General features: G+C 74.6%; 8 protein-coding genes and 1 pseudogene. 7 read left to right on the top strand and 2 right to left on the bottom strand.

The window, feature by feature from the left end; all coding sequences use genetic code 11:
• From AB0A94_RS32025 to AB0A94_RS32005, 5 genes are all read left to right on the top strand, one after another.
• Positions 1-4,521: amino acid adenylation domain-containing protein (locus tag AB0A94_RS32025; protein WP_361749528.1), on the top strand; the 4,521-nt coding region annotated here is incomplete at its 5' end.
• Between the two features lie 44 nt (positions 4,522-4,565).
• The gene (locus AB0A94_RS32020) at positions 4,566-4,778 is read left to right on the top strand and encodes an MbtH family protein (protein WP_361749526.1); all 213 of its coding nucleotides are present in this window, start codon (positions 4,566-4,568) and stop codon (positions 4,776-4,778) included.
• 61 nt (positions 4,779-4,839) lie between these two features.
• Entirely contained in the window at positions 4,840-5,961 is a 1,122-nt protein-coding gene (gene hppD, locus AB0A94_RS32015) for a 4-hydroxyphenylpyruvate dioxygenase (RefSeq protein ID WP_361749524.1), read from the top strand.
• Entirely contained in the window at positions 5,958-7,070 is a 1,113-nt protein-coding gene (locus AB0A94_RS32010) for an alpha-hydroxy acid oxidase (RefSeq protein ID WP_361749522.1), read from the top strand. Before hppD ends, AB0A94_RS32010 begins: the two co-directional genes overlap by 4 nt.
• Positions 7,067-8,380 (top strand): PLP-dependent aminotransferase family protein, encoded by a 1,314-nt coding sequence (locus AB0A94_RS32005; protein WP_361749520.1) that lies wholly within the window; start codon positions 7,067-7,069, stop codon positions 8,378-8,380. Before AB0A94_RS32010 ends, AB0A94_RS32005 begins: the two co-directional genes overlap by 4 nt.
• Before the next feature lie 180 nt (positions 8,381-8,560).
• On the opposite strand, the gene AB0A94_RS32000 is transcribed toward AB0A94_RS32005, so the two are convergent.
• Positions 8,561-8,779 (bottom strand): EF-hand domain-containing protein, encoded by a 219-nt coding sequence (locus AB0A94_RS32000; protein WP_361749518.1) that lies wholly within the window; start codon positions 8,777-8,779, stop codon positions 8,561-8,563.
• 348 nt (positions 8,780-9,127) lie between these two features.
• Here AB0A94_RS32000 and AB0A94_RS31995 point away from each other — a divergent pair, with 348 nt between their 5' ends.
• Positions 9,128-9,421: a WhiB family transcriptional regulator gene (locus tag AB0A94_RS31995; RefSeq protein WP_361749516.1), complete on the top strand. Its 294-nt coding sequence runs from the start codon at positions 9,128-9,130 to the stop codon at positions 9,419-9,421.
• A 95-nt stretch (positions 9,422-9,516) separates the two neighbouring features.
• Positions 9,517-9,606, top strand: a pseudogene (locus AB0A94_RS31990) (IS5/IS1182 family transposase); the annotation flags it as partial.
• A 127-nt stretch (positions 9,607-9,733) separates the two neighbouring features.
• Here the strand turns inward: AB0A94_RS31990 and AB0A94_RS31985 are convergent.
• Positions 9,734-10,192, bottom strand: coding sequence for an SRPBCC family protein (locus AB0A94_RS31985; protein WP_361749514.1), 459 nt, complete (start codon positions 10,190-10,192; stop codon positions 9,734-9,736).
• Positions 10,193-10,442 lie beyond the last annotated feature (250 nt).

Raw genomic sequence — 10,442 nt, 5'->3', positions numbered from 1 at the left:
AAGCGGGTCAAGGAGCAACTGCGGGCGGTTCCGGGCGACGGCGTGGGGTACGGCCTCCTCCGCCACCTCAACGCCGACACCGCGCCCGCCCTCGCGGCCCTCGCGGAGCCGCAGATCGGCTTCAACTACCTCGGACGCGCACCGGTGTCCGCCGCCCCGTCCGGTGCCGACTGGTCGCCGGTCGCACGGCCCGGCGGACCCGACGCCGATCCGGCCACCCCGCTCGCGCACACCCTGGACGTCAACGCCGTCACGGCCGACGGCCCGGACGGCCCGGTGCTGTCGGCGACGTTCACGTGGGCGGGGGAACTGCTCGGCGAGGCGGAGGTGCGGGAGCTGGCCGAGCGGTGGCTGCGGGCGCTGGAGACCCTCGCGGGCACGGGCGCGGAGAACGGCGGCCACACGCCGTCCGACTTCCCCCTCGTGTCCCTGTCCCAGGAACAGGTGGAGGCCCTGGAGGCCGCCCACCCGGGCCTGGAGGACGTCCTCCCGCTCTCCCCGCTCCAGGACGGCTTCCTGTTCCACGCGCTGTACGACGCCCGGGACACCGACGTCTACACGGCCCAGCTCGTACTGGACCTCGAAGGCCCCCTGGACGAGGAGACCCTGCGCGAGACGTGGACGGCGCTGCTGCGCCGGCACGCCGGCCTGCGCGCCGGGTTCGTCCACGACGCCACCGGCGCCCCCGTCCAGGTCGTCGTCCGGGACCCCGGACTGCCCTGGCGCACCGTGGACCTGACCGGCGCACCGGCGGCGGAGCACACCGCCCGCCGCGACCGCGTCGCCGAGGAGGAGCGGTCGGCGCGGTTCGACCTGGCGCGACCCCCGCTGCTGAGGATCGCGCTGGTCAAGCACGGCGAGGAGCACCACAGCCTCGTCTTGACGCCGCACCACATCCTGCTCGACGGCTGGTCCGTGCCCGTACTGCTCCGCGAGATGTTCGCGCTGTACGCGGCGCGGGGCCGGGCGGCCGGACTGCCCGCCGTCACCCCGTACGGCGACTACCTCGCCTGGCTCGCGGCCCAGGACCGGGAGGCCGCCAGGGCCGCCTGGACCACCGAACTGGCCGGGCTGGACGAACCGACGCTGCTCGCCCCCGGGGCGGCCGGCGCGCCCGCGGCCGAACCCGGCCACGTCACCCTGGACGTCCCCGCCGACACGGTCGCGGCCCTGCACCGATTGGCGCGGGAGGCGGGCCTGACGGTCAACACCCTGGTGCAGGGCGCCTGGGCGGTGCTGCTGTCCCGCGTGACGGGCCGTGACGACGTCGTCTTCGGCGCCACGGTCGCGGGCCGCCCGCCCGAGATCGCCGGGGTCGAGTCCATGGTCGGCCTCTTCATCAACACGCTGCCCGTCCGGGTCGCGCTGGACCCGCGGGCGACCGTCCTCCAGACGCTCACCGCACTCCAGACCGGCCAGTCGTCCCTGATGAGCCACCAGCACCTCGGTCTGAGCGAGGTCACGCGGCTGTCCGGTCACCCCGCGCTCTTCGACACCCTCGTGGTCTTCGAGAACTACCCGGTCGACCGGGAGTCGTTCGCCCCGAGAGCGGGCGCCTCCGGGCCGCGGCTCACCGGAGTCAAGGGCCGGGACGCCACCCACTACCCGCTGAGCCTGATCGTCACCCAGGGGTCCCGGGACTCCCAGGACCCCTCCGACGGGAGCCTCACCCTCCGCCTCGGCCACCAGCCCGCGCACTTCGACCACGCGGCCGTGACCGCGCTGGCGGACCGGCTGGGCCTGCTGCTGCGGGAGTTCGCCACGGAGCCCGGCCGGAGCCTGGCGGCCGTCGACGTGCTCCGGGACGAGGAACGCGAACGGGTCCTCACCCGGTGGAACGACACGGCGGTGCCCGTCGCGCCGGCCACCCTCCCCGGGCTGTTCGCCGCCCAGGCCGCCCGCACACCCGACGCGCCGGCCGTCGTCCACGGGACGCAGCGGCTGACCTACGGTGAGCTGGCCGCCCGCGCCTCCGCGCTCGCCGCGCGCCTGCGCCGGGCCGGTGCGGGACCGGAGACCCGGGTCGCCGTCGCCGTGCCCCGCTCCGCCGACCTGGTCGTCGCCCTCCTGGCGGTACTCGAGGCGGGCGCCGCGTACGTCCCCGTCGACCCGGGCCTTCCGGCGGAGCGCGTCGCCCTGCTGCTGGAGGACACCGCACCGGTCCGGATCCTGGTCACCGAGGCGGTGGCGGCACGGTCCGCGCTGCCCGCCGGCGACACGCCCGCCCTCGTCGTGGACGCCGGCACCGGAGGCGGGACACACACCTTGGAAACGGACACCTTGGGAACGGACACCGCTGGAACGGGCACCGCGCTCGACCCGCGCCACCCCGCCTACGTCATCCACACCTCCGGCTCCACCGGCCGGCCCAAGGGCGTCGCAGTCTCGCACGAGGCCGTCGTCAACCGCCTGCTGTGGATGCAGGACGCGTACGGGCTCACCGCCGGGGACCGGGTGCTGCACAAGACGCCGACCGGCTTCGACGTCTCGGTGTGGGAGCTGTTCTGGCCGCTCGTCACGGGCGCGGCCCTGGTCGTCGCCCGGCCCGAGGGGCACCGCGACCCGGCCTACCTGGCGGAGCTGATACGCGCCGAACACGTGACGACGGCGCACTTCGTGCCGTCGATGCTCGGCGCGTTCCTCGACGAGCCCGCCGCGGCCGGGTGCACCGGACTGCGCCGGGTGGTGTGCAGCGGTGAGGAACTCCCCGCCGACCTGGCGGCCCGCTTCCACACCGTGCTGCCCGGGGTGCCGCTGCACAACCTGTACGGCCCCACGGAGGCGGCCGTCGACGTCACCCACTGGGACTGCGAGCCGGACGCCCGGGGCCCCGTACCGATCGGCCGGCCGGTCTGGAACACCCGGGTGTACGTCCTGGACGCGGCGCTGCGTCCGGTGCCGCCGGGGGCCACCGGCGAGCTGTACCTCGCCGGGGTGCAGCTGGCACGCGGCTACCACGGCAGGCCCGCCCTGACCGCCGAACGCTTCGTCACCGACCCGTTCGGGCCCGCCGGGGCCCGCATGTACCGCACCGGCGACCTGGCCCGATGGCGCGCCGACGGCGCACTGGAGTACCTGGGCCGCGCCGACCAGCAGGTCAAGGTGCGCGGGGCACGGATCGAGCCGGGCGAGGTCGAGGCGGTCCTGCGCGCCCACCCCGGCGTCGCCCGCGCCGCCGTCGTGGTACGGACCGACGGACAGGGCACGGCCCGGCTGATCGCCTACGCCGTGCCCGCCGCTGACCCGGCCCCCGCGTCCGTCGAACCGGCCCTGTTGCGGCGGTACGTCGCGGACCGTCTGCCGGAGCACATGGTGCCCGCGGCCGTGGTCATCCTGCCGGACCTGCCCCTCACCGTGAACGGCAAACTGGACCGGAGGGCGTTGCCCGCACCCTCGTTCACCGCGCCCGGAGGCGGGCGCCCGCCGCGCGACGCCGAGGAGCGGCTGCTCTGTGAGCTGTTCGCCGAGGTGCTCGGCGTGGACCGGGCCGGCCCCGAGGACGGCTTCTTCGAGCTGGGCGGAGACTCGCTGCTCGCGGTCCGGCTGCTGGGCCGCATCCGCTCGGCCACCGGCTCCGGCACCGCCCTGGGCATCCGCTCGCTGCTCGACGCGCCCACCCCCGAGGCCCTGGCCCGTCTGCTGCGTTCCGGCGGTGGGCGCGGGACCGGAGCCGAGGAGGCCGCACGGGCCCTGGAGGTCCTGCTGCCGCTGCGCGCCACGGGCACCCGGCCGCCCTTGTTCTGCGTCCACCCGTGGGCCGGGCTGAGCTGGCCGTACGCCGGCCTGCTCCGCTCCCTCGGCGAGGACCGGCCGCTGTACGGCCTCCAGGCCAGGGGGCTGGCCCGGGACGAGGAACCGCCCGCGTCCGTGGGCGCGATGGCCGAGGACTACCTGGCCCGGATCCGCGAGGTCCGGCCCGAGGGCCCTTACCACCTGCTGGGCTGGTCCTTCGGCGGCCTGGTGGCCCACGAGATGGCGGTGCGGCTGCGCGAGGCGGGGGAGGAGGTCGCGCTGCTGGCCCTGCTCGACGCCTACCCGCCGGACGCGACAGCCGCCGGGCGTGCCGAGGCCGGCGGACCGCCCTCGCAGGACCGGACGGACGGTGACGTCCTCGCCCGGCTGCTGCGGTTCCTCGGCCACGAGACGCCCGGCTTCCCGGACGGCGGCCCGGTCGACGCGGAGGCGGCCCGCGAGGTCCTGCGACGCGAGGGCGCGCCCCTCACCGACATCCCACCGCGGACGCTGCGGGCGTGGCCCGGCATCGTGGCCCGCCACGCCCGGCTGCAAAGGGAGTTCGTCCCCCGCCACTTCGACGGTGACGTCCTGCTGTTCACCGCCGAACCGGACCCGGGGACGGACGCGCCGGCCCCCTCGTCCTGGGCGCCGTACGTCGGCGGACGCCTCGACCCGCACCCCGTCGCCTGCGGCCACCACGAGATGACCCTGCCCGGCCCCGTCACGGAGATCGGCCGTGCCGTCGCGGAGCGCCTGGAGGGCACCGGCCGCCCTCACACCACCTGACCCCTGTCCTACCGACCCCACCCACCCCCGTACGGAGCACCCCCATGACCAACCCCTTCGAGAACGACGACGCCCAGTACCTGGTCCTCGTCAACGACGAACTGCAGTACTCCCTCTGGCCGGTCTTCGCCGACGTCCCCGCCGGCTGGACCGTCGCCCTCCCGGCCGCGAGCCGTCAGGAGTGTCTGGAGTACGTCGAGAAGAACTGGACGGACATGCGGCCCAAGAGCCTGGCCGACGCCATGGCCGAGCGGTGACCGCCCCGCGTCCCCGCCCCCTGACCTCGACCACCCCGGAACACCCCGTGAGGAGAACGACATGACAGACACCGCACCCGCCACCTCCCTGCGCGTCGGCCACGTCGAGTTGTACGTCACCGACGCCGAGGCCGCCGCGTCGGCCTTCACCGACGGCTACGGCTTCCAGGTGTGCGCCACAGCCGAACGCGGCGGACCCGAGGGCGCTTCCCGCTCCCTCGCGCTGCGCCAGGGCGACATCGTCCTCGTGGTGACCCAGGCGCTCGACGACAGCCACCCGGCCGCCGCCTACGTGGCGCGGCACGGCGACGGCATAGCCGACATCGCGCTGACCGCCCGCGACGCCCGTGAGGCCTTCGCCGACGCCGTCTCCCGCTCCGCCACGCCCCTCGCCGAGCCCGCCGAGCATGAGGGCTGGGTCACCGCCGCCGTCGCCGCCGGCTTCGACGACGTACGCCACACCCTGGTCCAGCGGCCCGCCGGCCACACGGACACCGCCGTCCCGCTGCCCGGCTTCGAGCCGGTGGCCTCCTCGACCGCCCCCGGGGAGCCGACGCCGGTGGGCCTGACGGTCCTCGACCACGTCGCGGTCAGCGTCCCCATGGGCCGACTGGCCGAGAGCACCGGCTACTACGAGCGGGTCTTCGGCTACGCGTCCGTGTACGAGGAGCTGATGGTCCAGGGCACCGAGGCCATGGACTCCAAGGCGGTCCGCAGCCCCGCCGGGGACCTCACCTTCACCGTCCTCGCGCCGAGCCCGGAGCACGACGCCGGTCACATCGGCGACTTCCTGGAGCGGCACGGCAGCGGCGGCGTGCACCACCTGGCCTTCGCCACCACCGACATCGTCGGCACCGTCGACCGGATGCTCGAGCGCGGCATCGTCTTCCTCGGCACCCCCGACACGTACTACGACCGGCTGGAGCAACGCCTCCGGCTGAACCGCCACTCGATCGGCGAGCTGCGCAAGGGCCGCATCCTCGCCGACGAGGACCACGGCGGCCAGCTCTTCCAGATCTTCACCCGGACCGTCCACCCCAGGCGCACGCTCTTCTACGAGATCATCGAGCGCGCCGGCGCGGACAGCTTCGGCGGCGGCAACGTCCGCGCGCTGTACGACGCCGTACAGGCGGAGAAGGCCGAGCACGAGGCCGCCGCGCACACCGACGGGGAGACCGCGTGACCGACCCGGCACTCGCCGGCCTGCTCACCCCCGCCGACGCGGAGGCCCTGGCGGCGGCGGTCCTGCCCGCCGCCGTGGAGCGCTTCGTCGGCGGGGCGGCGGGCGCGGAACTCACGCTCCGCGCCAACCGCGCCGCGTTCGACCGGCTCCACCTCGTCCCCCGGGTGCTCGCGGACGTCTCGTCCGTCGGCACCACCCGCACCCTGCTCGGCACGGAGAGCGCCCTCCCGGTGGCCGTGGCCCCGATGGCGTACCAGAGGGCCGTGCACCCGGACGGCGAGTCGGCCGCCGCCCGCGCCGCCCGGGACGCCGGCGTCCCGTTCACCGCGTGCACCTTCAGCAGCACCACCGTGGAGGACATCACCGCCACCGGCGCCACCACCTGGTTCCAGCTGTACTGGCTGCGTGACCGCGGCCACACCGCGGAACTGCTGGAGCGTGCGGAGGCGGCCGGCTGCCGGGCGCTGATGCTGACCGTCGACACACCGAGGATGGGACGCCGGGCGGCCGACATGCGCGGCGCCTTCACCCTGCCCGACGGGGTGTCGCCCGTGCACTTCGGCCCTCGCCCCGACGGTGTGCCGCGCACCGCGAGCCGCGGCGTGAGCGCCATCGCCGCGCAGACCGCCGACGTCGTCGACCCGTCCCTGAGCTGGGCCGACCTGGACTGGCTGCGCGAACACACCCGGCTGCCGCTGATCCTCAAGGGCGTGCTGGACCCGGCCGACGCCGAACGCGCCGCCGCCCGCGGCGTGGACGCGCTGGTGGTCTCCAACCACGGCGGCCGCCAACTCGACGGTGCCCTGCCCGCACTCGACGCCCTGCCCGCCGTGGCCGAGGCCGTCGCGGGACGGTGCGAGGTGCTCCTCGACAGCGGTGTCCGCAGCGGCACGGACGTCCTGAAGGCCCTCGCCCTCGGCGCGGACGGCGTGCTGCTGGGCCGCCCCGTGCTGTGGGGCCTGGCGGCCGGCGGACACCGGGGCGTGCTCAAGGTCCTCCGTCTGCTCAGCGAGGAACTGGAGTCGGCCCTCGCGCTGGCCGGCTGCCCGGACCTCGACGCGGCGGCACGGCTGCGCACCGTCGCCGGCCCGGGAGGCGAACCGCGATGACCACGGCGAGCACGGCCACCGGCGGCCTCGGCCTCACCGCGCTGCACCCCTCGGTGGGCGACCCGCTGCTTTCCTCGATGAACTTCCTCAACGAGATCGCGGGCCGCCACCCGGACGCGCTCTCCCTCGCCGCCGGCACACCGTACGAGGGGTTCTACGACGTCGAGGACGTCCACCGCGCGCTGCGGGTCTTCAGCGACCACCTGCGCACCGAACAGGGGTACGGCGAGGAGCGGGTCCGGCGCACGCTGCTCCAGTACGGGCGCACCAAGGGCATCATCCACGAGCTGATCGCCCGCCAGCTGTCCGTGGACGAGGGCATCGACGTCGACCCGGAGGCCGTCCTCGTCACCACGGGCTGCCAGGAGGCGCTGTTCCTCACCCTGCGGCTGCTGCGCCGCGACGACCGGGACGTGCTGCTGGCCGTCACGCCCGCCTACGTCGGCGTCACCGGGGCGGCACGCCTCCTGGACCTGCCGGTGCACCCGGTCGCCGAGGGACCGGACGGCGTCGACCTGGACGACCTGCGGCGGCGCATCGGCGAGGCCCGCGCCGCCGGGCTGCGCCCGCGCGCCCTGTACGTCGTCCCCGACCACGCCAACCCCTCGGGCATCCGGATGCCCGAGCCGGTACGCCGCGGCCTCCTCGACCTCGCGGAACAGGAGGACATCCTCCTCCTGGAGGACAACCCGTACGGCCTCTTCCCGCGCCGGGGGCAGCGCCTCCCGACCCTGAAGGCGCTGGACACCGCACACCGTGTCGTCCACCTCGGTTCGCTGGCGAAGACGGTGTTCCCGGGGGTGCGGATCGGCTACGCGGTGGCCGACCAACCGGTCGATTCGGGGCCGTACCTGGCGGACCTGCTCGCCAGGGCCAAGAGCATGGTCACCGTCAACACCTCGCCGATCGCCCAGGCCGTGGCCGGGGGCAGGCTGCTGGAACACGGGTGCAGCCTGGTCCGCGCCACTGAACGGGAGGGCGAGGTGTACCGGGAGGGCCTCGACCGGATCGTCGACGGGCTGGCCCGCCGCTTCCCCGACCCGTCGGCGTCCGGGGTGAGCTGGAACAGCCCCGAGGGCGGCTTCTTCGTCGTCGTCGACGTGCCGTTCGACGTCACCGACGCGGCGCTGGAGCGCTCGGCCCGCGACCACCGTGTGCTGTGGACGCCGCTGCACCACTTCTACGACGCGGCGGCGCCGGATGACGGAGCCGGACCGTTGCGCTGTCTGCGCCTGTCGTGCAGTGCTCTCGGGCCGGAGGACATCGAGGAGGCGCTCGACCGGTTCGCCGCCTTCGTACGCTCGGCCTGAGCACGCCGCTCGTGGCGAGCGGACCCGTCACCGGCCCCGCACCTCGGCGCGGAACCCCGAGCCACGGGCACCGTCCGCCCGAGGTGGTGGGGGCCGGACCGGCGAGCGACTGTCGCACCTGCCGGGCCCGGGCGGCCGGGGAACGGACGCCCCGAATCCGCCCGGGCCCGGGCGACGGTGTCAGCGGTTCATGGCTGCCCAGAACTCGTCGAAGGACATCCGGCGGTCACCGTCGGTGTCGAGTGCGTCGATCACTCCCCGGGCCTCCGACTCGGTGATCTCGGTGCCCTCCAGTTCCGCCACGACCTGCCGGTACTCCTCTGCGGTGACCAAGCCGTCACCGTCCAGGTCGTAGCGCTCGAAGACACTCCGCGCCGCCTTCTCCACCCTGTCCGCCATGTGCGTCTTCCTTCCGCGATCTTCACTGACGGCGCCAGCCTATCCGTCGGTCTCCGGGCGACCGGGTGAACGGCCCCGCACACCGGACCTCGCGGATTCACACGCCGGACCTCGACAACACGGCCTGCGCGCCCGGGCAGGAGGCCGCCCTCTCGCTCGGGCCGCTGCCCACGCACCGGCCCGAGAGCCGACAGCACGGCCTGAAGGGAAGGTTCCGCCCGGCACGGGCCCTGCCTGTCCTGCCCGCCGGTTGCTGCGTACAGTGGACGGTGCAACCCCTGCCGGGCCTGCGGCGCCCTGGTGCCGTGGCCATCTGCCGGCTTGGCCGGCAGCAGGCGGAGGTGTGCCATGACATACGACCGTCCCTCCCTCCACGCCGTCGCCGGCCCGCCCGGTGCCGCACGGGAATGGCGGCGCGAGGCCGCATGTGTGGGCGAAGACCCGGAGCTGTTCTTCCCGATGGTCGAGCGGGACCGTGATCCTCAGGTGATGAGGGCCCGTGCGGTGTGCCGCTGCTGTCCGGTCCTGCTTGCCTGCCGCCTCTGGGCCATCAGGCACGGGGAGGATGCGGGCATCTGGGGCGCCACGACCGCCGCGCAGCGCCGTGCCATTCGCCGGGCGCTGCTCGCCGAACGGAGGTAGCCCGACCGCGAAGCGGTGTCAGCGCCCTCTTCCGCGTTGCGCGGCACGAGGCACCGGATGCACGGTCCGGCCGGCTGCGGACCGGGGTGCGACGGCGTGACCTGTCAGAACAGTACGGGCCATGGAAAACGGCGCACGAACGTCACCGGTCGTGGTCGGCCGACGCCACCCGGGAACGGGTACTGCGGCAGGCCCGAGCCGCAGCCGACACCGCGGACGGGCCGGGGGGCATCACGGTGGACTCCGTCCTCGCGTGATGCCCCCCGGCCCGCGGCCGGCGCCCGCACCGCCGTGTCGTCGGACCGACGGCACTCAGCCGGGTGTGATGCGGCCGCGCCAGGCCCCGGACTCGTCCCCCCGCCGCTCGATGTAGTCCTTGAAGCGGCGCATGTCGCCTTTGACGCGCCGGTCGATCGTCCCCAGCAGGTCCGCGGTCTTCTCCGCGACCCCGCTCGGTTCGACATCCATCACGAGTTCCACCCGGGTGTGGTCGTCGTCCACGCGCTGGAAGCGGACCGTGCCCTTCTGCTGGACGTCGCCGCTGGTGGTGCGCCAGGTGATCCGCTCGTCAGGGAGCTGGTCGACGATCTCGGTGTCGAACTCCCGCCGCACCCCGCCGATCTTGGTGGTCCAATGGTTGTGGCGGGCGTCGAGCTGTGTGATCTCCTCGACCCCCTCCATGAAGTTCGGGAACTCCTCGAACTGGGTCCACTGGTCGTAGGCGGTGCGGACCGGGACCTCGACTTCCACTGTTTCCTTGACCGTGCTCATATCAGGCCTCCTTTCACGCTGCGGCGAGTACCCGGGAGAGCCGCGGCCTACCGGGGCCGTTGGGCGCGGAGGCGCCTGCGGACCGGCATCCGGCCTTTCAGCCGGTCAGCCGCTCCACAGGTAGGCCCCGATGCGTTCGATTCGGCTGACCGAGTGGGACGGTCTTCGCGGGGCGATCAGGCGGGGACGGGCCCCCGGCGGACGGGGCGCCGTCGTGCACGGTGCGGCTGTTCCCTGTGGGACGGTCCGC

The sequence above is a fragment of the Streptomyces sp. NPDC044984 genome (assembly GCF_040646935.1).
GTDB lineage: Bacteria > Actinomycetota > Actinomycetes > Streptomycetales > Streptomycetaceae > Streptomyces.
The sequence above is the reverse complement of the archived record's forward strand: the minus strand, read 5'-3'. Positions and strand labels throughout refer to the sequence as shown.